The 24,686-nt window shown below is 72.9% G+C and carries 26 protein-coding genes; 11 read left to right on the forward strand and 15 right to left on the reverse strand.

Features of this window, described 5'->3' with window-relative positions; translation table 11 throughout:
* Nucleotides 1-31: 31 nt before the first annotated feature.
* Both FL583_RS29190 and FL583_RS29195 read right to left on the reverse strand, forming a co-directional pair.
* Nucleotides 32-1,507, reverse strand: a complete 1,476-nt coding sequence (locus tag FL583_RS29190; protein WP_205752548.1) for a hypothetical protein — start codon at nucleotides 1,505-1,507, stop codon at nucleotides 32-34.
* A gap of 88 nt (nucleotides 1,508-1,595) precedes the next feature.
* Nucleotides 1,596-2,663: a polyprenyl synthetase family protein gene (locus FL583_RS29195; protein ID WP_142708064.1), complete on the reverse strand. Its 1,068-nt coding sequence runs from the start codon at nucleotides 2,661-2,663 to the stop codon at nucleotides 1,596-1,598.
* A gap of 61 nt (nucleotides 2,664-2,724) precedes the next feature.
* On the opposite strand from FL583_RS29195, the gene metF reads away from it, so the two are divergent.
* Nucleotides 2,725-3,636 (forward strand): methylenetetrahydrofolate reductase [NAD(P)H], encoded by a 912-nt coding sequence (gene metF / locus FL583_RS29200; protein WP_142708065.1) that lies wholly within the window; start codon nucleotides 2,725-2,727, stop codon nucleotides 3,634-3,636.
* 55 nt (nucleotides 3,637-3,691) lie between these two features.
* On the opposite strand, the gene FL583_RS29205 is transcribed toward metF, so the two are convergent.
* Genes FL583_RS29205 through FL583_RS29230 form a run of 6 tightly spaced genes read right to left on the reverse strand, consistent with a single transcriptional unit; the run spans nucleotide 3,692 to nucleotide 8,919 of the window.
* Nucleotides 3,692-5,170, reverse strand: a complete 1,479-nt coding sequence (locus tag FL583_RS29205) for a phytoene desaturase family protein (protein WP_142708066.1) — start codon at nucleotides 5,168-5,170, stop codon at nucleotides 3,692-3,694.
* Nucleotides 5,163-6,329, reverse strand: a complete 1,167-nt coding sequence (locus FL583_RS29210) for a glycosyltransferase family 2 protein (RefSeq protein WP_142708067.1) — start codon at nucleotides 6,327-6,329, stop codon at nucleotides 5,163-5,165. Before FL583_RS29210 ends, FL583_RS29205 begins: the two co-directional genes overlap by 8 nt.
* Complete coding sequence (locus FL583_RS29215) at nucleotides 6,326-7,111, reverse strand: carotenoid biosynthesis protein (protein WP_142708068.1); 786 nt, start codon at nucleotides 7,109-7,111, stop codon at nucleotides 6,326-6,328. Before FL583_RS29215 ends, FL583_RS29210 begins: the two co-directional genes overlap by 4 nt.
* Nucleotides 7,108-7,653: a GNAT family N-acetyltransferase gene (locus FL583_RS29220; protein WP_142708069.1), complete on the reverse strand. Its 546-nt coding sequence runs from the start codon at nucleotides 7,651-7,653 to the stop codon at nucleotides 7,108-7,110. Before FL583_RS29220 ends, FL583_RS29215 begins: the two co-directional genes overlap by 4 nt.
* A gap of 5 nt (nucleotides 7,654-7,658) precedes the next feature.
* A complete protein-coding gene (locus FL583_RS29225) occupies nucleotides 7,659-8,399 on the reverse strand; it encodes a DUF3291 domain-containing protein (protein ID WP_142708070.1) in 741 nt (246 codons plus the stop codon).
* Between the two features lie 43 nt (nucleotides 8,400-8,442).
* On the reverse strand, nucleotides 8,443-8,919 hold the full coding sequence (locus FL583_RS29230; protein ID WP_142708071.1) for a YbaK/EbsC family protein: 477 nt from the start codon (nucleotides 8,917-8,919) through the stop codon (nucleotides 8,443-8,445).
* A 70-nt stretch (nucleotides 8,920-8,989) separates the two neighbouring features.
* Here FL583_RS29230 and FL583_RS29235 point away from each other — a divergent pair, with 70 nt between their 5' ends.
* Nucleotides 8,990-10,408, forward strand: a complete 1,419-nt coding sequence (locus FL583_RS29235; RefSeq protein WP_142708072.1) for an acyltransferase family protein — start codon at nucleotides 8,990-8,992, stop codon at nucleotides 10,406-10,408.
* A gap of 160 nt (nucleotides 10,409-10,568) precedes the next feature.
* Here FL583_RS29235 and FL583_RS29240 read toward each other — a convergent pair whose 3' ends face one another.
* From FL583_RS29240 to FL583_RS43130, 5 genes are all read right to left on the reverse strand, one after another.
* The gene (locus FL583_RS29240; protein ID WP_142708073.1) at nucleotides 10,569-12,158 is read right to left on the reverse strand and encodes a S1C family serine protease; all 1,590 of its coding nucleotides are present in this window, start codon (nucleotides 12,156-12,158) and stop codon (nucleotides 10,569-10,571) included.
* Between the two features lie 52 nt (nucleotides 12,159-12,210).
* The gene (locus tag FL583_RS29245) at nucleotides 12,211-12,915 is read right to left on the reverse strand and encodes a phosphoadenylyl-sulfate reductase (RefSeq protein ID WP_142708074.1); all 705 of its coding nucleotides are present in this window, start codon (nucleotides 12,913-12,915) and stop codon (nucleotides 12,211-12,213) included.
* Nucleotides 12,912-13,082, reverse strand: a complete 171-nt coding sequence (locus tag FL583_RS40420; protein WP_170323925.1) for a hypothetical protein — start codon at nucleotides 13,080-13,082, stop codon at nucleotides 12,912-12,914. The genes FL583_RS29245 and FL583_RS40420 overlap by 4 nt, the downstream gene beginning before the upstream one ends.
* Nucleotides 13,079-14,731, reverse strand: coding sequence for a nitrite/sulfite reductase (locus FL583_RS29250; RefSeq protein WP_142708075.1), 1,653 nt, complete (start codon nucleotides 14,729-14,731; stop codon nucleotides 13,079-13,081). The genes FL583_RS40420 and FL583_RS29250 overlap by 4 nt, the downstream gene beginning before the upstream one ends.
* 94 nt (nucleotides 14,732-14,825) lie before the next feature.
* Nucleotides 14,826-14,918 (reverse strand): putative leader peptide, encoded by a 93-nt coding sequence (locus tag FL583_RS43130; RefSeq protein ID WP_420843214.1) that lies wholly within the window; start codon nucleotides 14,916-14,918, stop codon nucleotides 14,826-14,828.
* Between the two features lie 113 nt (nucleotides 14,919-15,031).
* On the opposite strand from FL583_RS43130, the gene FL583_RS42730 reads away from it, so the two are divergent.
* The 6 genes from FL583_RS42730 to map all read left to right on the forward strand — a co-directional run bounded on the left by FL583_RS42730 (nucleotide 15,032) and on the right by map (nucleotide 19,881).
* Entirely contained in the window at nucleotides 15,032-15,127 is a 96-nt protein-coding gene (locus FL583_RS42730) for a putative leader peptide (RefSeq protein ID WP_338081136.1), read from the forward strand.
* 181 nt (nucleotides 15,128-15,308) lie between these two features.
* Nucleotides 15,309-15,929, forward strand: coding sequence for an adenylyl-sulfate kinase (cysC, locus tag FL583_RS29255; protein ID WP_142708076.1), 621 nt, complete (start codon nucleotides 15,309-15,311; stop codon nucleotides 15,927-15,929).
* A complete protein-coding gene (gene cysD, locus FL583_RS29260) occupies nucleotides 15,926-16,864 on the forward strand; it encodes a sulfate adenylyltransferase subunit CysD (RefSeq protein ID WP_240746847.1) in 939 nt (312 codons plus the stop codon). The genes cysC and cysD overlap by 4 nt, the downstream gene beginning before the upstream one ends.
* A gap of 1 nt (nucleotide 16,865) precedes the next feature.
* A complete protein-coding gene (locus FL583_RS29265) occupies nucleotides 16,866-18,122 on the forward strand; it encodes a sulfate adenylyltransferase subunit 1 (RefSeq protein WP_142708077.1) in 1,257 nt (418 codons plus the stop codon).
* Nucleotides 18,119-18,961 (forward strand): sirohydrochlorin chelatase, encoded by an 843-nt coding sequence (locus FL583_RS29270; RefSeq protein ID WP_142708078.1) that lies wholly within the window; start codon nucleotides 18,119-18,121, stop codon nucleotides 18,959-18,961. Before FL583_RS29265 ends, FL583_RS29270 begins: the two co-directional genes overlap by 4 nt.
* Before the next feature lie 68 nt (nucleotides 18,962-19,029).
* Nucleotides 19,030-19,881 carry a type I methionyl aminopeptidase gene (gene map / locus FL583_RS29275; protein ID WP_142708079.1) on the forward strand — a complete coding sequence of 284 codons (852 nt, stop codon included), beginning with the start codon at nucleotides 19,030-19,032 and terminating at the stop codon, nucleotides 19,879-19,881.
* Between the two features lie 375 nt (nucleotides 19,882-20,256).
* On the opposite strand, the gene FL583_RS29280 is transcribed toward map, so the two are convergent.
* The gene (locus FL583_RS29280) at nucleotides 20,257-21,075 is read right to left on the reverse strand and encodes a YaaA family protein (protein WP_142708080.1); all 819 of its coding nucleotides are present in this window, start codon (nucleotides 21,073-21,075) and stop codon (nucleotides 20,257-20,259) included.
* Nucleotides 21,076-21,113: 38 nt separating this feature from the next.
* Here FL583_RS29280 and FL583_RS29285 point away from each other — a divergent pair, with 38 nt between their 5' ends.
* Entirely contained in the window at nucleotides 21,114-21,812 is a 699-nt protein-coding gene (locus FL583_RS29285) for a VIT1/CCC1 transporter family protein (protein ID WP_142708081.1), read from the forward strand.
* 73 nt (nucleotides 21,813-21,885) lie between these two features.
* Here the strand turns inward: FL583_RS29285 and FL583_RS29290 are convergent, their stop codons facing one another.
* Nucleotides 21,886-22,569, reverse strand: a complete 684-nt coding sequence (locus tag FL583_RS29290; protein WP_205752551.1) for a hypothetical protein — start codon at nucleotides 22,567-22,569, stop codon at nucleotides 21,886-21,888.
* Between the two features lie 179 nt (nucleotides 22,570-22,748).
* Here FL583_RS29290 and FL583_RS29295 point away from each other — a divergent pair, with 179 nt between their 5' ends.
* Complete coding sequence (locus FL583_RS29295) at nucleotides 22,749-23,933, forward strand: MFS transporter (RefSeq protein ID WP_142708083.1); 1,185 nt, start codon at nucleotides 22,749-22,751, stop codon at nucleotides 23,931-23,933.
* A gap of 50 nt (nucleotides 23,934-23,983) precedes the next feature.
* Nucleotides 23,984-24,670 carry an HAD family hydrolase gene (locus FL583_RS29300; RefSeq protein ID WP_142708084.1) on the forward strand — a complete coding sequence of 229 codons (687 nt, stop codon included), beginning with the start codon at nucleotides 23,984-23,986 and terminating at the stop codon, nucleotides 24,668-24,670.
* The last annotated feature ends 16 nt before the right edge of the window (nucleotides 24,671-24,686 follow it).

Here is a 24,686-nt window from a genome sequence, read left to right on the forward strand (position 1 = left end):
GGCACCCCGACCCGGTCGGCACGTCGAGGCGTTACCGCCGTTCCCAGCCCGCCGGGCCCCCGATGGCCAGCGGATTCGTGCCGGTCACGGCCAGCAGGTACCAGGCCGTCGTGCCGACGTGGCGGTACGGGTAGTAGCCGGTGTCGCCGAGTCCGGTGTGCAGCGGGCTGGTCGCCGCGACCAGGCCCTCGCCGTCGGCCAGCGGCTTGTCGCCGGCCTTCTCGTCGGTGCCGAGGGTGGCCTGGGCCTCGGCCAGCGTGTTCAGCCGCGCGGTCGCGGCGTCCAGGTCGCCGGGCTTCGCCCGCTCCAGCAGCGCGGCCGCAAGCTGCGCGGTGCCCTCCAGCCAGACCGCGTCCGGGTCCGGCGTCGGCAGTCCCGGTTCGACGGGGACGGTCGGGTCGACGAGTCGGCTGCGGTCGGAGCAGGTCACGCCGGTGACCGTGACCCCCACCGGCAGCGCGCTGTTCACCCGCTCGGCCGTGTCGGTGACCGTGAGCTCGGCGATCACGTAGTCCAGGGCGGCGGTGTTCGCCGCGCGTGGGCTGCCGGCCAGGCCGAGCACGGCCGACGTCTGGCTCGCGGTCGTGACCGGGAACCGGCCGACGACGATCCCGTCGTCCGAGCCGGACGCGTAGAAGCCGCCGTCGGCCTGCCACATCCGGTGCACGAACGCGGCCGCCTTGGTGCGCCGGTCCAACCAGATCTCGTCGCCGGTCAGCGTCGCGAGCTGGCCGAAGAACGCGGCCAGGACCGCGTTGTGGGACGTGTCGGTGCGGGTCAGCGTCGTCCCGGCGCGGTCGACGCCGGCCCGGTAGCCGCCCAGGGCCTGGTTCGTGCCGCAGGTGGCGGCCACCCAGTTGCCGAGCCGGACCGCGGCGGTCAGGAAGGCCGGGTTGAGGCCCCGGCGGGCCAGCGCCAGCAGCGCGAGCCCGGCCCAGGCCTGGTCGCCGGTGTAGCTCGCGCTGTGGTCGAAGACGTTGCCGGCGTTCACCAGGCCGTCCGGCTGGACGAACCCGTTGGCCTGGACGACGCCGTTCCGGGCGTACGGGCCGACCGTGTACGACTGGCGCAGCCGGCCGTCGCGGTAGGCCGGATCATGGTCCTGGGCGTACCGGAGCGACTCGCCGATGATGCGGGCCCGCTCGACCGACGCCGGTGAGCCCTCGGCCAGGTAGGCCAGCGCGGCGACCGCGGCGTCGTAGAGGTACGCGGTGCCGTAGAGGCCGATCTCGTCCGAGTACGACTGGGGCAGGCGCAACGTCCCGTAGGCGGGGTAGTGGACGTCCATCGCCGCGTTGAGGAACCGGTATCCGGCCCGCACCGCCGGGTGACGCTGGATCTGCGCGACCGCGGGGGCGGCGCTCAGCCCGATGCCCGCGATGCTCGTGGCGCCGAACAGTGCGGCGCTCCCCATCAGTACGCCCCGCCGGCTGATTCGCTGACCTGCCACCGTGCCGCCCCCGAGTGCGCTCGTGTGCGCCGGGGTACCGGCGCGACCTGCGCTCATTGCGCACCGTCACGGTTGCAATCCGCGGCGACACGCCGGATCGAGGCCCGATCGCGATGCGTCCGGCCCGTCGGGTTCGGCCGGCCCGTCAGGCTCGGCGGGCGGTGGCCGCGGCGGCGAGCTCGGCGAGCGCCTCGGCGGCTTCGGCGTCGACCGGGGCGGCCCGCAGCGCGTCCAGCGCACGCTGGGTCAGCGACGTGATCCGCTCCTCGGTGCGGGCCAGCGCCCCGGTTTCGACGAGGACGCCGCGCAGCGCGTCGACGCCCTCGTCGGCCAGGTCGGGGTCGCCGAGGTGACGGTCGAGCAGCTCGTGCTGGGCCGTCGTGGCGCGTTCGGCCGCGTAGGCCAGCAGCAGCGTGCGCTTGCCCTCGCGGAGGTCGTCGCCGGCCGGTTTTCCGGTCTCGGCCGGGTCGCCGAACACCCCGAGGACGTCGTCCCGGAGCTGGAACGCCTCGCCGATCGGCAGCCCGTACCGGCTGAGCGAGTCGAGCAGGTCCGGCCCGGCCCCGGCCAGCGCGGCCCCGAGGTGCAGCGGACGCTCGACCGTGTACTTCGCCGCCTTGTACCGCACGACCCGGACCGCCCGGTCGACCGAGTGGCCGCCCTGCGCCTGGGCCAGCACGTCGAGGTACTGCCCGGCCATGATCTCGGTGCGCATCTCGTCCCAGATCGGTCGGGCACGTTCGAGCGCGTCGGCCGGCATCCCCGACCGGTCGAGCATCTCGTCGGCCCAGATCAGGCAGACGTCGCCGAGCAGGATCGCGGCCGCGGTGCCGAACCGCTCGGCGCTGCCGGTGTACTTCTCGGCCCGGTGCAGGGCCTCGAAGTGCCGGTGCACGGCCGGTTTGCCCCGCCGGGTGTCGGAGCCGTCCATCACGTCGTCGTGAATCAGCGCGCAGGCCTGCACGAGTTCCAGCGCCCCGACCGCGCGGACCAGCGCGTCCGAACCGTGGCCACCGGCCGCGCGGTAGCCCCAGTAGGCGAACGCGGGCCGCAGGCGCTTGCCGCCGTCGAGGAAGTCGGCCAGCGCGTCGGCCACCGGGCCGAGCTCGGGACCGACCAGCGCGAGGCGGCCGCGACGGCGGTGCAGGTGGGCGCGGAGGGCCGCGCTCACGCGCGCCCGCAGGTCATCCCGGTCGAGCGGGGTGGCGGCCACGCGGTCTCCTTCTTTGACGGGTTTCTGTCAAGGTATCTGGTCGGTCGACTACTGTGGTCACATGGCAACCGGTGTTTCCGTTCGGCGGACCTCCGTGGGTGACCTCGTCCGGGACGACGCGCCGACGTACTCGTTCGAGTTCTTCCCGCCGAAGACCGACGCGGGCGAGAAACAGCTCTGGCAGGCGATCCGCGAGCTGGAGGCGCTGCAGCCCTCGTTCGTCTCGATCACCTACGGCGCCGGCGGGTCGAGCCGGGACCGCACGGTCGGCATCACCGAGCGGATCGCCACCGAGACGACGCTGCTGCCGATGGCCCACCTCACCGCGGTGAACCACTCGGTGGCCGAGCTGCGCAACGTGATCGGGCACTACGCGGCGGCCGGCGTGCACGACGTGCTGGTGCTGCGCGGCGACCCGCCGGGTGACCCGCAGGCCGACTGGATCGCCCATCCGGAGGGTTACTCGTACGCCTCCGAGCTGGTTTCGCTGGTGCGGAATTCGGGTGACTTCTGCGTCGGCGTGGCCGCGTTCCCGGAGAAGCACCCGCGCTCGCCCGACCTCGAGTCCGACGTGCGGTTCTTCGTCGACAAGTGCCGGGCCGGGGCCGACTTCGCGATCACCCAGTTCTTCTTCGACTGGCAGGACTGGGCCCGGCTGCGTGACGCGGTCGCGGCGGCCGGGTGCGACGTTCCGATCGTCCCCGGCGTGATGCCGGTGACGAACGTGTCGCAGATCGAGCGGATGGCGATCCTGTCCGGGGCCGCGTTCCCGTCGGACCTGGCCGACCGGCTGCGCGCGGTGGCCGACGACCAGAACGCGGTCCGGGAGATCGGCGTCGAGGTGGCGACGACGCTTTCGGCCCGCCTGCTGGCCGAGGGCGCGCCCGGCATCCACTTCATCACGCTGAACCGCTCGGCCTCGACGCGCGAGGTCTGGGCGAACCTGGCCCCGGCCCAGGTCGCCGTCCGCTGAGTTTCTCGGCTTTCCGGGGTCTGGACGGCCCCCAGAACCCCGGAAAGTCGACAATCTACGCGGGACCGACCAGGGCGGCCACGATCTGGGCGCTCAGCGTGACCAAGGGGAGGCCGCCGCCCGGGTGGGACGAGCCGCCCACCAGGAACAACCCCGGCACGATCGAGCGGTTGGCCGGGCGGAGGAACGCGGCCCGGGGCCCGTTGCTGGACGTGCCGTAGATCGCGCCGCCGATCGCGTGCGTCTTGGCCTCGAGGTCGGCCGGCGTGACGATCTCCCGGAACAGGATGCGATCGCGCACGTCGTAACCGCGTTCCGCCAGCCGCTCCAGGAGCTGGTCGGCGTACCGCGGAGCCAACCCCGGGGTCCGCCAGTCGACGGCGCCCCTCCCGGTGCCCTGGCGGGCCGCGTTCACGAGCAGGAACACCGCTTCGTGGCCGTCCGGGCGGACGTCCGGGTCGTCGGGTACCGACAGGTACAGCGTCGGGTCCGGCACCGGACGCCCCGGGTCGCCGAAGACGTGGTCGAACTCCTCGTCGTAGCGGCCCGGCGGGAACAGCACGGTGTGGTGGGCCAGCCCGGGCGTCCGGCCCCGCAGGCCGAGGAGCAGCACGAACCCCGACAGCGACGGCGTGGTCTGGTGCAACGACCGCAGCGCCGACGGCACCGCGATCAGGTCCCGGTAGACGTGCGCCGCATCCGCGTTCGCCACGACGACGTCGGCGGGCAGGCGTCCGCCGTCGGCGAGCAGGACGCCGGTGACCCCGCGGGCGTTCGCGGTGATGCGGGTGACCTCGGTGCTCGTCCGGATCGTCACGTGGTGCTCGACGCACCGGGCGAGCAGGGCGTCGGCCAGCCGGCGCAGCCCGCCGGCGATGTACCAGCCGCCGAACGCCAGCTCGGCGTACGGCACCGAGGCCAACGCGGCCGGGGCCTTCCGCGGGTCCGAGCCGGTGTAGGTCGCGTAGCGCTCGACGAACTGCTGCAGCCGGGGATCGCGCAGGTAGGTGCGGGCCAGCCCGCGCAGCGACCGGCCCGGCGCGATCGTGGCCAGGTCGTTCAGCCGGGTCGCGTAGCGGGCCAGGGTGCGCGGCCCGGCCAGCGTCGAGGTGAGGAACGGCTCGTAGGTCGCGTCCCAGATCTTCTCGGCCCGCTGCCAGAACTGGGCCCAGTCGCTGCCCGCGCCGCCGCCGAACGCGTCGTCGATCCGGCGCCGGAACTCGAACGGGTCGGCGCAGGAGTCCAGTCGGGAGCCGTCGCCGAAGCGGTAGCGGGCGATCGGGTCGAGCGGCACCAGGTCGAGCACCTTCTCGAGCGGGTCGCCGGTCTCCCGGAAGAAGTCCGCGAACACCTGCGGCAGCGTCACCAGGCTCGGGCCGGTGTCGAACCGGAAGCCGTCGCGGGTCAGCAGGCCGAGCTTCCCCCCGACCTCGGGCGCGCGTTCGCAGACCGTGACCCGGTGCCCGGCTGCCGCCAGCCGCGCCGCCGCGGCGAGCCCGCCGACGCCCGCCCCCACGACGACGACCTCAGCCAACGGTCCGTCCCTTCCACCGCAGCGCGCCTCGACGGCGCAGCACCACCGACCGTGCCACCAGGTACCCGAATGCGCCGATCGAAACCGGGTGGGCGAGCGCGTCCGGCCAGGCGCGACCGCCGCTGGCCCGGGCCGCGACGACCCGGCCGGCCACCCCGGCCGCGTAGCCGAGCGCGCCGATCCGGCTACCGCGCAGGGCGGCGGCCGCGGGCAGGACGTACAGGAACCCGAGCGCGGCCACGGTCGCGGCGGCGCCGGGAGCTCCTCCGAAGGCCGCCCACAGTGACTTCGAGTACCCGTCGCGCAGCTCCGGCCACGACTCGTACATCCGGCACTCGGCGATCGTCGAGCCGTCGGTGACCACTCCGCGGCCGCCGACGCGCTTGATCGCCCGCAGCAGCGCGATGTCCTCGAGCACGTCGCCGCGGACCGCCCCGTGGCCACCCGCCTTCTCGTAGGCCTCCCGCCGGACCACCAGGAACTGCCCGTTGGCCGCGGTCAGCGACGGTTTCGGCGAGCGCTCGGCCAGGCCCAGCGGCAGCGTCGTCAGCCACGACCACTGCAGCAGCGGCTGGATCAGCCGCTCGGCCGGGGTCTCGGCCACCTGCCGGGGGTAGGGCGAGACGAGATCGAGGTCGTCCAGCATCGCCAGGGCGGCGGTCAGCGCGTCCGGCGCGAGGACGACGTCCGCGTCCACGAAGACCAGGACCTCGGATCCGGGCGCGGCCGCCGCGGCCAGCTGCGCGCAGGCGTGCGGCTTCCCCAGCCACCCCGGGGGGAGCGGCGCGCCGGTCAGGACCCGGACCCGCGGATCGCCGTCGGCGATCTCCTTGACCCGCTCCGCGGTCCGGTCGGTGCTCCCGTCGTCGAGCACCACCACTTCGTACGGGGGGACGCTCCGCAGAGCGAGCAGTGCCCGCAGACACGGCCCGACCCGGTTCTCCTCGTCCCGCAGCGGAAGCAGGACGGAGACCCGGGCCCGCGTCTCGGCCGGGGCGCCGGGCGCCCGCCGCAGCAACCGAGCGTTGACGACGCTGTGCACCGTGAGCGCCGCCGCCCCAACCGACGCCCACACGACCGGATCCCGCACGAGCCGCCGCAGCGCTTGCTGCCCCGAGGTGGCGCGGCCCGAGGCGGCGCGGCCCGGGACCCGAATCATCGCGCACCGGCCAGGGGTGCCGGGCGGGCGAAGCGGCCGCTGCGGTACAGCGTCACGGCCAGCGGCACGGCCACGGCCCCCATCGCCAGCGCGCCCCAGGCGGCCGACGCGGGCAGTCCGAAGAACGCCGCCTGCGCGAGCACCGACGACGCATACGTCCACAGATAGAACGTCAGCATCGGCGCATCGGCCCGCGGGCGGGCGTCCGCATCAAGGCGGAACAGCCGCAGAGCGGCGGCCATCACCACCGCGACCAGCAACCATCCCAGGTAGTTGGTGACCGGGATCCCGGGCACGCCCGGCAGACCCGCACCACCGGACGCCCAAGACCAGTGACCGGCGTCGACCATCTGCGGGTCGAGGAACACGTCCCAGGAGGCGAGCGCCCAGCCCGCGACGAGAACCCGCGCCCACCCACCGGCCAACCGCCCGGCGACGAGCCAGGCCGGCCAGGCCATCATGGTCCAGGCCAGCGGAATCACCCACGGAACCCCGAACGCCTTGGGCCCGAGCGTGCCCGCGTAGGCGTACTCCCCGAACGGGAAGCCGGTCGCGGTCCCGACCGCCTCGACCAGCAACCCACCCCCCGACGTGACCAGCACGAGCACCGCGGCCGTGCGCCACCCACGGGTGAGACCCGCGTGCGCCACCGACGCCGCGAACCCGAGCACGACGGTCGCGACCGTGACCCCGTTCCGCGCGTCACCGCCCACCAGCGGATAGACGATCTGCGCCAGAATGGTCAGACCGACCAGCCCGGCCGGCACGCGCTTCACGATCAGGACGTCGGGTCGTCGAGGGGAAGCCCCCGGCCGAGCACCGCGAACGGCCGGTCGTCACCGGGGAACACCACGTCACGCAGCACGTCGAGGAACCCGAGCCGGCGGTAGAGCTTCCAGGCCCGCGACTCGCCACCCTCCGGAGTGGAGAGCGCGGTGGTGCGCCGGGTCACGCCGTCGAGCAGCAGGCGGATCTGCTGCTCGCCGATGCCCTGGCCCTGCACCGTGGGCGACACGTGCAACTCGACGACCTCGAAGCAGTCCGACAGCCAGGCCCGGTAGCCGGCCGGGTCCAACCGCGACCGGACGTGCTCGTGCCACCACTGGCCCGGCTCGCCCCGGTAGCCGTACCCGAACCCGACGACCCGGCCCTCGGCGTCGAACGTGCCGACGGCGCGGAACTCCGGCCGGCGGGTGTGGGCGACCAGGATGCCCCGGCGCCCCTCGACCAGCCCGGGCGAGTAGTTCATCGCCGAGCCGTACACGCCGAGCACCTCGTCGAGGTGGTTGACCACATCGCGGGAGTTCCAACGGATCGGTGTCAAAGGAGTCACCTCAGCGGATCTCTGCCGTCCAGCGAGCCGTCCGCCCGCACCACGCCGAAACGGGCGAAGAGTTCCTCGGCGTACCACCCGGTCTCCTTCGTTCTGCGGATCGCCGCGCTGTGCGCGGCTCCCTGGTAGGCGAACGCACGAAGCTCCTCCGCCGTTCGCCAGACGCTCAGCGTCCCCTGCCACCCGGCCGGGGCCTCGCCGACGCCGAAGGCGGCCAGCAGGCCGCCGTCGTTCCGGTACTCCTGCAATGCGGACGCCACCGGCGGCACCGCGCGCCAGAACGTGGCCGCCTTCCGGGCCGAAATGCGGGCCCGGGTGAGCGACGCGACCGGACCGTCCCACCGTTGGGGGGTCGGGTTGCCGAACGGCTGTCGGCGGGCCCAGCGGCCGTGGGAGGCCAGCGGGGTCAGCTCCAGCCGGAACCGCTCCTCGGCCAGGCGGTCCCAGCCGCGGACGGTGGGAGCGTTCTCGAACGTTTCTGCGGCCTCGACGTCGGCCCAGGACGCGAGCAGCGCCCAGCGGTGCAGGTCGGCGTCGCGGATCGCGAACGTGGTGCCGTGGCCGGTGCCGAGCAGCCGGGCGAACCGCAGCCCGCGCACCTTCGACAGGCGGGCGCGGTCGGTGGCCATCCGGGTGAGCGCGGCCGGAATGCGGCGGCCGGAAACCCGCCAGACATGAACGGTCACGGTCACCGGAGTGCTCGGGGCTCCCGACCCGGACTCCGGTGCAGCTGGCATGTGTTCACCCTAGAGGTGACCGCCGTCAACGGCAGAACTAGGCTCAGGCCACCTCGGCCGCGACGCCGCCGGTGATGCGGAGGAGCTCGTCGTAGGTGGTCGGGAACACCGCGTGCGGGATGCCGCCGGCCGCCCAGACCGTCTCGTACCGGGCCAGGGCGACGTCGACCAGCGTCCGGAGCCGGACCGGGTGACCGACCGGGGCGACCCCGCCGATCGCCTGGCCGGTTGCGTCCCGGACGAAGTCGGGCGTGGCCCGGCGGACGCTGGCGACCTCGCACAGCGACGCGACCATCGCCGTGTCGACGCGGTGCGCGCCTGACGCGAGGACCAGCAGCGGGACGCCGTCGGCGTCGAAGACCAGCGAGTTCGCGATCTGCCCGACGGTGACACCGAGCGCCTCGGCGGCCGCCGCCGCGGTCCGCGCCTCGGCCGGGAGGATCTGGACCCGGTTCTGCGAGCCGAAGGCGGCCAGGACGTCGTTCACGGCGGCGACATTGGGGTGCTCGGTCGAGGTCATGCGCTATCTGAGCACATCGTGAGTACTAGTGCTCTCTTCATTTGCGTGCCGGGGCGGGACCGTGAGTTCCATGACCGCTACCCTCTCCGCTTCGCGGCTCGCCGCCGCGACCCCGGCCACCCGTGACCGGTACATCGACCTGCTGCGGGTGTTCTCGATCGGCGTCGTCGTGCTCGGGCACTGGCTGATGCTGACGCTGTCGGTCTCGTCCGGCCGGTTGCAGGTCGGGAACGTGCTCGCGGACCTGCCCGCGGCCCAGCTCCTGACCTGGGTGTTCCAGGTCATGCCGCTGTTCTTCCTGGTCGGCGGGGCGGCGCACGCGGCCGCCCTGCGCTCGGGGCGGCGGACGTACGCCGAGTTCGTCGCCGGGCGCCTGCGGCGGCTGCTGGCGCCGACCGCGGTGTTCCTCGGGGTCTGGGTCGCGATCGCCGCGGTGACCGAGGTGGCCGGGTGGCAGTCCGGCTCGGAGCTGCTGCAGATCGCGACCCGGACGATCGTGCAGCCGCTGTGGTTCCTCGGCGTGTACCTGGGGGTGGTCGGGCTGGCGCCGCTGATGTACGCGGCGCACCGGCGGTGGGGGGTGTGGGTGCCGGTGGGGCTGGTGGCCGCGGCGGGGGTCGTCGACGCGGTGCGGCTGCTGGGTGACGTGCCCGCGGTCGGGGCGGTGAACGTCGCGCTGGTGTGGCTGGCCGCGCATCAGATGGGGTTCGTGTACTCGGACGGGCGCCTCACCCGGCGGGTGGGGTGCTGGCTCGCGGGCGGCGGGCTGGCTGCGGTCGTGCTGCTGACCGTCGTCTCGGGGTGGTACCCGCTGTCGATGGTGGGGCTGCCCGGGGCGCCGGTGTCGAACATGAACCCGCCGACGTTGGCTCTGGTCGCGCACGGGGCGTGGCTGTTCGGGGTGGTGGCGCTGGTGCGTGGGCCGGTGTCGCGGTGGCTCGAGCGGCCCCGGGTGTGGACCGCGGTGGTGGGGGCGAACGGGGTCGTGATGACCGTGTTCCTGTGGCACCTGACCGCGTTGTTCGTGGTGGCCGGGGTGGCGGTGGCCGGGTTGCCGCTGCCGGCGCCGGGTGGGGCGGGGTGGTGGGCTTCCCGTCCGCTGTGGGTGGGGGCGCTGGTTGTGGTGCTGGTTCCACTGGTGCTGGCGGCTCGTCGCTTCGAGCGCCCGTCCCCGCGCCCGGCCGCGGCGGCGGCCGCGGCCCCGACCGGGGTCGGGGCGGCCGGGGCCTCGGGCCGGCATCGTCGGGGCGGGGCGCTCGACGGGGTGGGGGCTGGGGTCGGGGTGGCGCTGGCTACGTTCGGGATGCTCGTCGTGGCGGTGACCGGGCTGAACGGGTTGCTGGCCGAGCGGGTGGCGCACCTCGTGGTGGTGCCGGTGACCGCGTGGGTCGGGCTGGTGGCGCTCGGGGCGGGCTGGGCGCTGGTGCGGGCCGCGGGCCGCGGGCCGGTAAGGGCCGCGACGAATCGGGCCTACCCTGAGCCGTCGTAGCCCCGTTTTGACGCGGAACCGCCGCACCTCGGTGGGAGGAGGTGCGGCGGTTCGGGGCCTGGTCGGACACGGGAGGGGCCGGCCAGGCTCGCGGCCACCCGGGGGAGGGGGCCGCAGGCGCGCGCTCGCCAGTGGAGTGGCGGCAGTGCGCGCGCCGGGCTCAGGTGGAGCTGCTGTTCAGGGTGGCGGTGGCGGTGGCGCTCTGGCCGCCGCGGGTGTACGTGACCTTCACCGACTCACCCGGGCTGTGCGACCGGACCGCGGCGACCAGGCCGTCGGTGTCGGTGACCCGGCGGTCGCCGATCGCGGTGACGACGTCGCCGGCCTTGAGGCCCGCCTTGTCGGCCGCCGAGCCGCTCGTCACCTGGGCGATCTGGGCACCGGTGCCGGCCTGGGTGTCCTGCGCGCTGACGCCGAGCGTGGCGTGCTCGGCCGTCCCGTCCTGGATCAGCTGCTTGGCGACGTTGAGCGCGGTGTCGGCCGGGATCGCGAAGCCGACGCCGATGTTGCCGGACTGCGACTCCTGCTGGCCGCCGAAGCCCGACGAGCTGGAGACCGTCGCGATCGCCGAGTTGATGCCGATCACCCGGCCGGACAGGTCGACGAGCGCGCCGCCGGAGTTGCCCGGGTTGATCGCCGCGTCGGTCTGGACCGCGTCGATGACCGTGTTCTGGTCGGAGGAGGAGCCGGTGCGGACCGGGCGGTTGAGCGCGCTGACGATGCCCTCGGTGACCGTGTTCGACAGGCCGAGCGGCGCGCCGATCGCGATGACGGTCTGGCCGGTCTTCACCGTGGAGGACTTCGCGAACGTCGCCGGCGTGAGGCCGCTGGTGTTGCTGACCTTGATCACCGCGATGTCCGAGGACGGGTCGCGGCCGACGATCGTCGCGGAGCGGGTCTGGCCGTTCGAGAGGACGACCGTGATCGTCCCGCCGTTGGCGGCGTCCTCGACGACGTGGTTGTTCGTGACGATGTGCCCGCTGCTGTCGAGCACGACGCCGGAGCCGGTGCCGGACCCGGAGCTCGCCGCGACCTGGATCGTGACGACGCTCTTGAGCGCGGTCGTGGCGGCGGCCTCGACCGTGCCGGCCTGGCTCGTGTTCGTCGCGGCGGTGCCCGACTGCTGGTTGATCGTCACGCCGGTGCCGCCGCCGTGGTCACTGACCGCGACGCCGACGGCCGCGCCGGTGCCTCCGGCGAGCAGGGCGAGAACGACCGCGCCCCCGGCGATCGCCAGCGCGACCGGGCCGCGCCGGCGCTCCCGCGGCGGCGCGAGCGTGCCGAGCGGAGAGGTCGCGTATGCACCCTCGCTCGCGTGGGCGGCCCCGCCGTGGGTCCAGGCCGGGAACGGCCCGGTCTGCTGCGGCGCGTGCCCGCCCGGCTGATGCGCGCCGGTCTGGTGTGCGCCCGCCGGGTACGGCGGCGCCGACTGCGGCGCGGCCTGCTGCGGGACGCCCGGCTGGGGCGCGCCCGGCTGCGCGGCGCCCGGCTGCGCGGCGGCCGGCTGGGGGGCGGCCGGGAACGACGCCGTGTCGCGCGGCGCGGTCGAGGGGGTGAAGTGGCCCACGCCGGAGGGCGCCTGCGGGGCCGGGGTCGAGGGGGTGGAGGCGGCGGGGGCCGCCCAGGGAGAGGACGCGTCTGAGGGGCGCGGGCTCCCGGGGGTGTGCTGCGTGTCCGAGGGAGGCGTCAGCGGGGCGCCGGCCTGGTCACCGCCGGTGCTGGGTGCGGAAGAGCGGTGCGATTCGTCCATGTCTCATACGGTCACCCGCGAAACTGTGAACTCCCTGTGCCGATGCTGAGCGTCACAGGTGAATGCCACACTCCGTCTTCTCGGTGCCCGACCAGCGTCCGGCCCGTTGGTCTTCCCCGGCCGCGACCGGCCGCGTGCACGGCGCGCACCCGATCGACGCGAACCCGCGGTCGACCAACGGGTTCACGATGACGTCGCGCTCCGCGACGAACCGGTCGACGTCGGCCTGGGTCCAGCAGGCCAGCGGGTTCACCTTGATCTTGTTCCGGCGCTTGTCGACGCCCACGACCGGCGTGTGCCTGCGGGCGTACGACTCGTCCCGGCGCAGCCCGGACGCCCAGGCGTCGTACGGCGCCAGGCCCCGGTCGAGCGGCTCGACCTTGCGCATCGCGCAGCACAGGTCGGAATCCCGCGAGTACAGGCTCTGCCCGTACTGGATGTTCTGCTGGGCGACGGTCAGCTCCGGCTTCACGGTCACGACCGTGACGTCGAGCTCGGCGGCGACCCGGTCGCGCGTCTGGAGCGTCTCGCCGAAGTGGTAACCCGTGTCGAGGAACACGACGTCGATACCGGGCACGGCCTCGGCCGCGAGCGTCGCGAGGACGGCGTCGCCCATGGACGACGTGAGGCAGAGCCGATCGCCGAACGTGTCCCCGGCCCAGCGGAGAACCTCGATCGGATGGGCACCTTCCAACGAAGCCGCAGCGGCGTCCGCGAACGCCTGCAACGACCTGACATCAGTCGCCTCGAGAGTCACCGCGTCACCTCCTGGTCTAACTCGGTGGGACGGCTCAGGCCGACGTACTTCAGCGTCCAGACCCGCAGGCAGGCACCACAGCGCCACTGGCCGTGGTGCTCGCCGTCGGGCCGGATGTCTTCTTCGCCGCAGTAGGGGCAGTAGAACGGGGCGGCGCGTCCGCTCACTGGAGCCAGGCTTCCTCGGCCCGGGCCACGTAGCCGGCGAAGCGCTCCTCGGGCTCCCGGCGCTCGAGGTAGCCGCGCAGGATCCGCTCGATGTAGTCGGGCATGCCGTCGGCGGTGACCTTCAGGCCGCGGAACTTGCGGCCGAACGCGGGCTCGGCGCCGAAGTGACCGCCCAGGTGCACCTGGAAGCCCTCGACCGTGTTGCCGTCGTCGTCGCGGACCATCGAGCCCTTGAACCCGATGTCGGCGGTCTGGAACCGGGCGCACGAGTTCGGACAGCCGTTCACGTTGATCGTGATCGGCTCGTCGAAGTCGGGCAGGCGCTTCTCCAGCTCGCGGTAGAGCACGTCGGCCCGGGCTTTGGTCTCGACGATCGCCAGCTTGCAGAACTCGAGCCCGGTGCAGGCCATCGTGCCGCGCCGGAACGCGCTCGGGTTGACCTGCAGGTCGTGAGCCGCGAGCTCGTCGGTCAGCTCGCCGACGTCAGCGCGGTCGACGCCGAGCAGCACGAGCTTCTGCTGGGCGGTGGTCGCGATGCGCCCGTCGCCGAGCCGGTCGGAGAGGTCGGCGACCGCGGTGAGAATCGTGCCGGAGAGCCGCCCGGCCCGCGGCGCGAAACCGACCGCGAGCTTGCCGTTGCGCATCGGCGTGAGGCCGATGTGATCGCGCTGGTCCTGGATCGGCTTGGCCGGGGCGGGGCCGTCGGGCAGCTTCTCGTGCAGGTACTCGGTCTCGAGCACCTCGCGGAACTTCTCCGGACCCCAATCGGCCAGCAGGAACTTGAGCCGCGCGTGGTTGCGCGACCGCCGGTACCCGTAGTCCCGGAAGATGCTCACGACGCCGACCCAGGCGGCGTCCACCTGGTCGGGACGGATGAAGACGCCGAGGCGCTCGGCGAACCGGGGGTTGGTGGACAAGCCACCGCCGACCCAGAGGTCGAAGCCGGGCTCGCCGTCGGGACCGACGACGCCGACGAAGGCGACGTCGTTGATCTCGTGGTTGGTGCAATGCTCGGCGCAGCCGGAGATCGAGCTCTTGAACTTGCGCGGGAGGTTCGAGAACGCGGTGTCGCCGATGTACCGGTCGACCACGTCGTGCAGCGCCTCGGTCGCGTCGAGGACCTCGGTCTCGAGCTCGCCGGCCAGCGGGCAGCCGAGGATGACGCGGGGCGTGTCACCGCAGGCCTCGGTGGTGGAGAGCCCGACGCCCTCGAGGCGGCGCCAGATCTCCGGCACGTCTTCGATCGCGATCCAGTGCAGCTGGATGTTCTGCCGGTCGGTGACGTCGGCGACGTCGCGGCCGAACTCGGTCGCGATGCCGGCGATGACCCGGAGCTGCTCCGACGTGAGCCGGCCGCCGTCGATGCGGACGCGCAGCATGAAGTAGCGGTCGTCGAGCTCCTCCGGCTCCAGCACGGCGGTCTTGCCGCCGGGGATGCCGGGCGCGCGCTGGGTGTAGAGGCCGTACCAGCGCATACGGCCGCGCAGATCCTGCGGGTCGATCGAGTCGAAGCCCCGGTGGGCGTAGATCGTCTCGATGCGCTCCCGGACCGTGAGGCCGTCGGCGTCCTTCTTGAACTGCTCGTTCTTGTTCAGCGGCTCGCGGTAACCGAGAGCCCACTGGCCCTGCCCACGCGGACGACCAGGCATTGGGTGAGTTCCTCACAAGAGTCGGACCGCGGCGCTCACAGCGGTGGCGCAGGGGAGAAAGCGGTCGGGAGACGGACGAGGGGCAGCGAAACCGTCAGCTAGGACAGGCTGCGCTGATCACCCGCTGCAGGTCGACATGCAGGCGGGCGACCAGGAGGGTGCCTCGCGTCGTCACGTGTTGAAGCATCGCACAGGGATCCGACAGTAGCCAGATGTTGGGAATCGATGCTCACCTACTGGAATAGTAGGCATTCGGTTACCGGTTGGCTGCGCTGTTTTGCTGTGTCATCATCGGCAACCATGACCGGCCGTTCCCGCCCCGCTTCGGCGCTGCTGACCACGCGTCGGCACGTCGACTTCCTGCGCGTCTCCAGCGCAGCGTGTCTCCTCGGCTGAGCGCGGGCTCCGGCATTTCCGTCTCGCGCTAGACGGCTTTCCCCGGCACGACGATCTGGCAGGTCTTTCGTCCTGCGAAGTCGCCGTGCCCCCGTCCTGGAGCTTCGGACGAGACAATACCTATGTCCCATACATAGATGAATGTCCGCTGGCTCCCTCCCGAGGTCAGGAGAAGCGCGCGATGCCGACCGCATCGACTGAAACCCCCGGCGGGCCCGCCGGAAATACGGAGAGTGCGACTGTCGCCACTCCGACTGTGGCGGATCCCACAGCGGGTGTGACCGTCTGGTTCACCGGTCTCCCGAGCGCGGGTAAGACCACGACCGCGATCGCGGTCGGCGAGCGGCTCCGCGCCGCCGGCCACCGCGTCGAGGTGCTCGATGGGGACGCGGTGCGCGAGCACCTCTCGGCCGGGCTCGGTTTCAGCCGGGCCGACCGCGACACCAACGTCGCCCGGATCGGTTGGGTGGCCGAACTGCTCGCCCGTAACGGCGTCGTGGTGCTCGCCGCCGTCATCTCGCCCTACGCCGCCGCCCGGGACGCCGTCCGCGCCCGGCACGAGGCGAGCGGCACGTCGTACCTCGAAGTGCACGTCGCGACCCCGGTCGAAGTCTGCGCGGACCGGGACGTGAAGGGCCTCTACGCGCGACAGCGCGCCGGTGAGATCTCGGGTCTCACCGGAGTCGACGACGTCTACGAGGCGCCCACCTCGCCCGATCTCGTCCTCCGCACCGAATCCTCCGCCCTCGATGCGTCCGTGGACGCGGTGCTGGCCGCGTTGTCCGAAAGGGGCCTGCTGTGACCATCCTTTCTCCCGACCTCTCCCGGCAGCATCTGGACGACGCCCGGGACGCGGCGCTCACCGCGCTCGAGGACGAGTCGATCCACATCCTGCGTGAGGTGGTCGGCAGCTTCGAGCGGCCGGTGCTGCTGTTCTCGGGCGGCAAGGACTCGATCGTCATGCTCCGGCTGGCCGAGAAGGCGTTCTCGCCGGGCAAGATCCCGTTCCCGGTGATGCACGTCGACACCGGCCACAATTTTCCCGAGGTCATCGAGTTCCGCGACCGGCGGGCGGCCGAGCTGGGCCTCGACCTCGTCGTCGCCTCGGTGCAGGACGCGATCGACCGCGGCCGGGTGACCGAGCGTCCGGGGCAGACGCGCAACCCGCTGCAGACCGTCCCGCTGCTGGACGCGATCACCGACCACAAGTTCGACGCGGTGCTGGGCGGCGCCCGGCGGGACGAGGAGAAGGCCCGGGCCAAGGAGCGGGTGTTCTCGATCCGCGACGAGTTCGGCCAGTGGGACCCGCGCAACCAGCGTCCGGAGCTCTGGGACCTGTACAACGGCCGGATCGCGCCGGGCGAGCACGTCCGGATCTTCCCGCTGTCGAACTGGACCGAGCTCGACATCTGGCGGTACATCGCCCGGGACGGCATCGAGGTGCCGAGCATCTACTACGCGCACGAGCGCGAGGTGTTCGACCGGGACGGCATGGTGCTCGCGGTCACGCCGTTCACGCCGCCGCGGGCTTCCGAGGACGTCCGGGTGGAGACCGTCCGGTACCGGACGGTCGGCGACGCGACCTGCACCGGTGCGGTGCGCTCGACCGCGGCGACGGTCGAGGACGTGATCGCCGAGACAGCGACCAGCCGGCTCACCGAGCGGGGCGCCACCCGGGCCGACGACCGGGCCAGCGAGGCCGCCATGGAAGACCGCAAGCGCGAGGGATACTTCTGACATGTCCGATCTGTTGCGAGTCGCCACCGCGGGATCGGTGGACGACGGCAAGAGCACGCTGATCGGACGCCTGCTCCACGACTCCAAGAACGTGTTCGCCGACCAGTTCGACGCGGTCGAGGCGGCGTCCAAGCGCCGTGGCCTCGACGCGGCCGACCTGGCGCTGCTCACCGACGGCCTGCGGGCCGAGCGCGAGCAGGGCATCACGATCGACGTGGCCTACCGCTACTTCGCCACGCCCCGTCGGACCTTCGTGCTGGCCGACACCCCCGGGCACGTCCAGTACACCCGCAACATGGTGACCGGGGCGTCGACCGCCGACGTCGCGGTCGTGCTCGTCGACGCCCGGCACGGGCTGGTCGAGCAGTCGCACCGGCACGCCGCGGTGGCCGCGCTGCTCGGCGTCGGGCACGTCGTGCTGGCCGTCAACAAGATGGACCTCGTCGACTTCTCCGAGGAGGTCTACGACCGGATCGTCGCGGACTTCGACGTGCTCGCTTCCGAATTGGGGATCCGGTCGGTGACCGCGATCCCGGTGTCGGCGCTGCACGGTGACAACGTGGTCGAGCCGTCGTCTCACCTGAGCTGGTACGCGGGGCAGACGCTGCTCGACCACCTGGAGACCGTGCCGGTGCCGCCGCGCGGCGGTGCGGTGGGGGCCCGGCTGCCGGTCCAGCTGGTGATCCGGCCCCGGTCGGCCGAGCACCCCGACTATCGGGCCTACGCGGGCCGGGTCGCGGCCGGCACGCTGCGGGTGGGCGACGAGGTCGTCGTGCTGCCGTCCGGGCGGGTCTCGACGGTGGCCGGGATCGATACGCACGACGGGTCGCTCTCCGAGGCGTCCACCGGACGATCGGTGTCGGTGCGGCTGGCCGACGACGTCGACGTGTCCCGGGGCGACCTGCTGGCGGCGGCCGCGGACGCGCCGTCGCCGGTTCGCCAGCTCACCGGGCGGGTGTGCGTGCTCGCCGAGCGGCAGATCCGGGCCGGCGACCGGTTCCGGCTGCGGGCCGGCACCCGCGAGGTGCGGGCGATCGTCGGAGCGGTCGCCGACCGGCTCGACGTCACGACGCTCAAGCGGGAAGACACCGACGCGCTGGGCCTCAACGACATCGGCGACGTGACGCTCAAGCTGGCCGAGCCGGTCGCCGTCGACCCGTACGCGATGTCGCGGGGCACCGGCTCGTTCCTGCTGATCGACGAGTCGAGCGGCGCCACCGTGGCGGCCGGAATGGTCGAGCAGCCGGCGGCGGTATGACGGCGCTGCCGTTGGTTCGACACGACCCGGTGCTGCTGGCGGTGGCGCACGGGACGTCGTACGCGCCGGGTATCGCCGTCCTGCGCGCGCTGATGGACCGGGTCCGCGAGCTGGCGCCCGCGCTCCGGGTCGAGTTGGCGTTCGTGGACCACGAGTCGCCGTCGGTGCGGGGCGCTCTCGTCTCGTGGGCTTCGCGGGGCGTGCCGGTGGCGACGTTGCCGTTGCTCCTGACCGCGGCGTCGCACAGCAAGGGGGACATCGCCGGGACGGTGCGGATCGTGCGCGATTCGCAGCCCGGGTTCGACGTCAGCTACGGGCGGCCGCTGGGGCCGGACCCGTTGCTGCTCTCGGCGCTGGCCGACCGGGCCGCGTCCGCGGGCCCGGACACCGCGCTGGTCCTGGCCGCGGCCGGGGCCGCCGACCCCGATGCCAACGCCGAGATCTGGCGGGTGGCCCGTCTGTTCTGGGAGTACCGGGGCGGGGGAGCGCCGGTCGAGGTCGCATACGCCGGCGCCACCACGCCGTCGGTGGCCGACGCCGTCGACCGGCTGCACCGCCTGGGCCACGACGACGTGCTGGTCGTGCCGTACTTCTTGGCGCCGGGCCGGCTGCCGTCCGGCGTGCAGCGGGACGCGGTGGCCGCCGGAGCCCGGGCCGCCGAGGTGCTGGGCGCGCACGACGCGGTGGCCCGGCTGGTGCTGGAGCGGTACACCGAGGCGGTGGGCGGCAGCGTGCTGATGAACTGCGACACCTGTCAGTACCGGGCGCCGTGGCCGGGCCGGGAGTCGAAGGTCGGGCAGGTGCAGAAGCCGCACGCGCACCCGGCTGATTCTGTGTAATCGGGCCGACGCAGGCGGTGTTGCCGGGCCGACTCCGTGGCCGTGCGGCCTGTCCTAACCTGGGGAGTATGCGAGCACCCCTGGTCCCCGGCCGGCAATCCCCCGTGCGTGAGGTCCCGGCGTCGATCCCGCGCCCGGAGTACGTCGGGAAGCCCGCGCCGCGACCGTGGACCGGCTCGGACGTGTCGTCGCCCGAGACGATCGAGAAGATGCGGGTCGCCGGACGGATCGCGGCCCAGGCGCTGCAGTGGGGCGGCAAGCACGTCGAGCCGGGCGTGACGACCGACGAGATCGACCGCGTCGTCCACGAGTTCATCGTCGAGCACGACGCGTACCCGTCGACGCTCGGCTACCGGAACTTCCCGAAGTCGTGCTGCACCTCGCTGAACGAGGTCATCTGCCACGGGATCCCGGACAGCACGGTGATCGAGGACGGCGACATCGTCAACATCGACGTCACCGCGTTCATCGGCGGGGTGCACGGCGACTGCAACGCGACGTTCCTGGCCGGTGACGTCTCGGAAGAGGCCCGGCTGCTGGTGTCGCGGACCGAAGAGGCGACCCGGCGGGCGATCAATGCGGTGAAGCCGGGGCGCCAGCTCAACGTCGTGGGACGGGTGATCGAGTCCTACGCCAGGCGGTTCGGCTACGGCGTGGTGCGTGATTTCACCGGGCACGGTATTCACCAGGCGTTCCATTCGGGCCTGCACGTGCCTCACTTCGACGATCCGGACCTGGATGTTCTGATCGTGCCCGGGATGACGTTCACGATCGAGCCGATGATCACGCTGGGTACGTACAAGTGGGACATGTGGCCTGATCGTTGGACGGTTCTGACGAAGGATCGCCGGTGGACTGCTCAGTTCGAGCACACGTTGGTGGTCACTGACGATGGCGCCGAGATCCTGACCCTGCCCTGACGAGTTGCTCGGCCCCTCCGGGCCGCCCCCTCGGCCGAGTTCCGATCGCTCGGCCGGCGGCGCTCCTGGCCTCGAGGACCGGCCGGAACTGGGCAGCGTCTCCCGCGCCACCGGGCCGGGCAGACGCGGCCCGGCCCGCACCCGCCGGCACGGCCGCTCCACGCCCAACACCGCGACCGCCACCGCGACGCGGACGGGGGCAGCCGGGCCGTAACTGTCACCGTGATCGGCGCTGCGACCGCCACCGTGCTAGCCACCAGCACTCGGACGCGGCTCCTCTGGCTCGGCGCGGAAGTAACACTTTCGTTGGGCCGCCGCTCGGCGCAGCGATTCCGGGTGGCGGTCGAGGCCGGGGACGGCCCCGGTCGGCGACGGCTAGGTGCGGGCGGCTCGGGCGGCGGCCGGGGTGCCGGCCGGGGGTTCGTAGAGCAGAACGTCTACGCCTCGGGGGCCGTTGCGCTCGGCGATCAGGCCCGCCTTGGCGGCCACCCGCACGACCTGGGCGGGCGTGGTCACATTCGCACCGGTAGTGGCCAAGGCCCGAGCCAGCAGGCCCTTGGCGTGCTTGTTGAAATGGCTCACCACCGAGCGGGAGCCATCCGGAGCCACGTACAGCACCCGCACGGTCACCGCGTCGGGCACCGGGGCCAGTTGCGCGTAGGCGCCCGAGCGCAGGTCGACGACCAGGCCCGGCAGCGACGCCAGAACAGGCCCCAGCACGGGCTTCCACAGGGCCGCCAGCGTGCCGAGGCCGGGCAGCCGGGCGTCGGCCGACAGACGGTACGCCGGAATCGGGTCGCTGCCGCGCACGGCGCCGAAGAGGGCCGACGCGATCACCACTCGGCTGGCGGCCCGCTTGCGCATGGCCGGGGTGAGGGCGGACGGGTCGAACGCGTCGTAGAGCACACCGGTGTAGCGGAACAGCGCCGGGCTGGTCGGGCTTGAGTCCAGGGACGCATTGAGCTCGAGCTGGTCACGCTGGCCGGCGGAGAGGCCCAGCGCCCGGAGGGCGACCTCGGGGGACCCGCCGGACAGGTCGCGCACCGCGGCCAGCAGCTTCTGCCGCACCGGGAGCAACTCCGGGAACGCGAGCGTGTCGGGCTCCAGCGCCGGACCGTCGCCGCCCGGCCGCTTCGTCTCCGAGGGAGGCAGCAGCAGGGTGAGGGGAGCCTTCTCCCGGACGGCGTTCGGCATGCGGCGAGACTAACCGGTGTGGTGAGGAGGCCTTACTGATGGACGACGAGGACGAACTCCTGCTGGTGCCGCACCACGGCGACGTCACCGGCGGCTGGTTGCGCGCCGCGGTGTTCGGCGCGATGGACGGCCTGGTGACGAATATTTCGCTGATCGCGGGCGTCGGCGGGGGCGGCGTCGACCGGCAGGCGATCGTGCTGACCGGGGTGGCCGGGCTGGTGGCCGGCGCGGTGTCGATGGCGATCGGCGAGTACACGTCGGTGCGCACTTCGAACGAACAGCTCGACGCCGAAGTCCGCAAGGAACGGCGGGAACTGCGCGCGCACGCCGAGATCGAGCAGCGTGAGCTGGTCGCGTCGCTGCACCGGGCCGGGCTGTCGCGGGAGACGTCCCAGCGCATCGCCGACGAGGCGGCCGCCGATCCCGACCTGCAGTTGCGGCTGCACGCGCTGACCGAACTGGGCGTCATCCCGGAGGAGAAGCCCTCGCCGTGGACGGCCGCCGCGTCGTCGTTCGTGTGCTTCGCGATCGGCGCGCTGATCCCGCTGCTCTCGTTCCTGTTCGGGTCGGACGAGCTCTGGCTCGCGCTGGCGATCGGCGGCGCCGGGCTGTTCACGGCCGGGGCGCTGGCGACCTGGGCGACGAAGGGTCGCTGGTGGCTCGGCGGGGCGCGCCAACTCGTGCTGGGACTGGCCGCGGCCGGAATCACCTACCTGATCGGCGCGGCCATCGCCTGAGGGACGTGAGGCGCGCGTCGCGCGCCACTGATGTACGCGCGGTCTGCGCGCGGTGGTTCGCCGGGCGGCGTAGCTAAAGAAGTTCGGCGAGGGGGACGTCGACCGGACGGCCGCGTTTCTCCAGCTCGGCCGCCTGGAGGCGGACGCGGTCGCGGAGCTCGACGAGGTCGAGGCCGACGACGCCGGTCCGGCGGGCCGCATCGGCGCTGTTGCGGAAGTACGTGCGGGTGAGCAGGCCGTCGGTGACCGCGGCCGCGATCCGGGCCTCGGCCAGCAGGAGCAGCGCGCTGTCCTCGTCGTGCCACTGACCGGCCTGCACCGCGCGGGCGAGCAGCGAGTCGGCCGTGCACCAGGCGTCACGGGCCAGCTCGCTGAACTCGCGCGGGGTCGCGTCGGTGAGGCGGGCCAGGTGGGCGTCGCGGACGCTCGGGAGCCAGTCGCTGTCTTCGTCGAGCGGACGGAGGTGCAGGAACCGGTCGGCGCGCAGCGGCCAGAGCGTGGTGAGTTGCCGGGCCCGGGCGAGCAGGTCGGGGGAGGCGGCGACCTCGATCGAGACCAGGTGGCCGTCGACCCGCCGACGCATCGGGGCCGGTCCGGTGCCGGGCCGGTAGGTCGCGACGATCAGCTCGAGGTCGGTGCCTTCGCGGTCGTCGGCGTGGGCGAGCGAGCCGGTCGCGCCGATCGCCTGAACCTCGGCGCGCCAGCGACGGCGGATCCGGCGGGCGAGGTCGGTCGCGAGGCCTGCGGGATCGGTCACGCGCACATCCTGCCGTGCCCGTCGCGGGGCCGTCTCGCGGACCGCTACTCTCCGGTGTCCTGGAGTATCGCCCTGCGCGCGAAAAGTGAGCCTGTTTCGGGTTCCGCTTGAGTTTCCGACCGATTGTCCCCAATATATGGGGACGAAGGTGACCCTTTCCGCACAACCGGAAGGCCGGCGTGGAGTCCACCACCGAGGTGCGCGCGGGTTACCGAACGGTTCTCCGGCATCCGATCGCCGGTCGGCTGGTCGCGGTCAAGGCGGTCTCGGAGGTCGGAGACTTCGTCGGGCTGGCCGCGCTGCTGCTGCTCGGGTATCAGCAGACCGGCTCGCTGCTGGGCGCGGCCGCCGTTTACACGGCGCGGGCCCTGCCCGCGATCCTGGTCGCGACGCTCCTCGGTGGATGGCTCGACGTACTACCGCGCCGGCCGACGCTCGTCGCGCTGGCGTTGGCGGGGGCGTGCGCGCTGGCGCTGCCCGCGCTGTACCCGGCCGCGGCGACGGCGCTGGCCGCGTCGGCGATCCTGGGCGCGATCCGGGCGGCGTACGCCGCGCTCACGACCGCGGTGGTGGCGGAGGCGGTGGAACCGGCGATCCAGTTGCCGTACTTCGGGGTGGCGGCGCTGATCAACCTGCTCGCGCAGGTCGGGGGTATCGCGGTCGGGTCCGGGCTGACCGTGGCGCTGGGGCCGCGGGTCGCGTTGCTGGCCGACCTGGTGTCGTTCCTGGTCGCGGCGGCGATGCTGGGCACCCTGCCGGGCCTGTCGGCCCGATCGCGGCGCGACCGCCTGCCTCCCGGCGCCGGCTTCGTGCTGATCTGGCAGCAGCCGACGCTGCGCGTGCTCGCGTTACTGACCTGGGCGACGTTGATCTGCAGCGTGTTGCCGGAGACCGTGGCGACGAACGCGCCGCCGGGGTGGATCCCGGTGGTGATGGCGTCGTCCGCTCTCGGGGGAGCCGTGTTCGCGGCGGTGGTGGGGCGGCTGCGGTTCCTGGAGCGGCCGTTGAACCAGACCCGGACGGCGGCGGTGCTGGGGTTCGGGCTCGTGGGTGGGGCGGTGGTGTTGTTCTGCGGGGGGCATCCGTTGTTGTTGGCCGGGGCGAACGTGGTGATCGGGGCGGCTACCGGGTGGACGGTGGGGGCCCAGGCGACGTTTGCGCGGCTGGCGCCGGTGGGGCGGATGGGGCAGATCGAGGCGACGATGATCGCTTCGAACGTGTTCCTGGAGGGTGTGGGGGTGTTGGTGCTGAGCGGGATCGCGGTGGCGGCCGGGTCGGACGGGGCGGGGTATTTGGTGGGTGGGGTGTTGGTGTTGGGGGCGGCTTTCGGGGCTGAGCGGCGGTTGCGGGTGAGCGGCCGGTAGGGCCCGGCGCTCGAGGAAATTGTGTCGGTGGGGCGTGCGAGGCTGGGCGCATGGTGAAGGCGGTTCTGTTCGACTGGGGCGGCACGCTCACGCCGTGGCACACGATCGACGCGCGGGAGCTGTGGCTGCTGGTCGGTAACGAGTGCGGGGTGTCGGAGGAGCTCGTCGACGCGTTGCTGGCGGCCGAGAACGCGGCCTGGGTGCGGTCGCGTGACGAGCATCTGTCGGCCACGATGGCCGAGATCTGTGCGACCGCGGGCATCGCGCTCACGGCCGAGCTCCTGGCCGCGCACGAGCGGCACTGGGAGCCGCACACGTACACCGACCCCGAGGCGCCGGAGATGCTCGGGGCGCTGCGCGAGCGGGGGATCCGGGTCGGGCTGCTGTCGAACACGCTCTGGAGCCGGGAGCACCACGAGCGGATCCTGGCCCGGGACGGCGTGCTGGAGCTGTTCGACGGGGCGGTGTACACGAGCGAGATTCCGTGGACCAAGCCGCACCCGGAGGCGTTCCGGGCCGCGATGGGGGCGGTGGGCGTGGAGGACGCGTCGGAGTGCGTGTATGTGGGGGATCGGTTGTTCGACGACATTTACGGGGCGCAGGCGGTGGGGATGCGGGCGGTGCATGTGCCGCACAGCGCGGTACCGGCGCATCAGGTGGGGCACACGGTCGGGGAGCCGGATGCGGTGATTCAGCGGTTGTCGGAGTTGGTGGGGGTGGTCGATGGGTGGAGGTAGTTGCCGGCGTCAGCCG

This window comes from Cryptosporangium phraense (assembly GCF_006912135.1).
In the GTDB taxonomy this organism is placed as follows: domain Bacteria; phylum Actinomycetota; class Actinomycetes; order Mycobacteriales; family Cryptosporangiaceae; genus Cryptosporangium; species Cryptosporangium phraense.

Excerpts from the sequence above, each read along its gene's own strand:
- metF (WP_142708065.1), top strand. The coding sequence starts at position 2,725 with ATGGCAACCGGTGTTTCCGTTCGGCGGACCTCCGTGGGTGACCTCGTC.
- FL583_RS29225 (WP_142708070.1), bottom strand. The coding sequence starts at position 8,399 with ATGCCAGCTGCACCGGAGTCCGGGTCGGGAGCCCCGAGCACTCCGGTG.
- FL583_RS29240 (WP_142708073.1), bottom strand. The coding sequence starts at position 12,158 with ATGGACGAATCGCACCGCTCTTCCGCACCCAGCACCGGCGGTGACCAG.
- map (WP_142708079.1), top strand. The coding sequence starts at position 19,030 with ATGCGAGCACCCCTGGTCCCCGGCCGGCAATCCCCCGTGCGTGAGGTC.
- FL583_RS29190 (WP_205752548.1), bottom strand. The coding sequence starts at position 1,507 with ATGAGCGCAGGTCGCGCCGGTACCCCGGCGCACACGAGCGCACTCGGG.
- cysC (WP_142708076.1), top strand. The coding sequence starts at position 15,309 with ATGCCGACCGCATCGACTGAAACCCCCGGCGGGCCCGCCGGAAATACG.
- FL583_RS29285 (WP_142708081.1), top strand. The coding sequence starts at position 21,114 with ATGGACGACGAGGACGAACTCCTGCTGGTGCCGCACCACGGCGACGTC.
- FL583_RS29230 (WP_142708071.1), bottom strand. The coding sequence starts at position 8,919 with ATGACCTCGACCGAGCACCCCAATGTCGCCGCCGTGAACGACGTCCTG.
- FL583_RS29265 (WP_142708077.1), top strand. The coding sequence starts at position 16,866 with ATGTCCGATCTGTTGCGAGTCGCCACCGCGGGATCGGTGGACGACGGC.
- FL583_RS29235 (WP_142708072.1), top strand. The coding sequence starts at position 8,990 with ATGACCGCTACCCTCTCCGCTTCGCGGCTCGCCGCCGCGACCCCGGCC.
- FL583_RS29210 (WP_142708067.1), bottom strand. The coding sequence starts at position 6,329 with ATGATTCGGGTCCCGGGCCGCGCCGCCTCGGGCCGCGCCACCTCGGGG.
- FL583_RS29280 (WP_142708080.1), bottom strand. The coding sequence starts at position 21,075 with ATGCCGAACGCCGTCCGGGAGAAGGCTCCCCTCACCCTGCTGCTGCCT.
- FL583_RS29300 (WP_142708084.1), top strand. The coding sequence starts at position 23,984 with ATGGTGAAGGCGGTTCTGTTCGACTGGGGCGGCACGCTCACGCCGTGG.
- FL583_RS29250 (WP_142708075.1), bottom strand. The coding sequence starts at position 14,731 with ATGCCTGGTCGTCCGCGTGGGCAGGGCCAGTGGGCTCTCGGTTACCGC.
- FL583_RS43130 (WP_420843214.1), bottom strand. The coding sequence starts at position 14,918 with ATGCTTCAACACGTGACGACGCGAGGCACCCTCCTGGTCGCCCGCCTG.
- FL583_RS29270 (WP_142708078.1), top strand. The coding sequence starts at position 18,119 with ATGACGGCGCTGCCGTTGGTTCGACACGACCCGGTGCTGCTGGCGGTG.
- FL583_RS42730 (WP_338081136.1), top strand. The coding sequence starts at position 15,032 with ATGACCGGCCGTTCCCGCCCCGCTTCGGCGCTGCTGACCACGCGTCGG.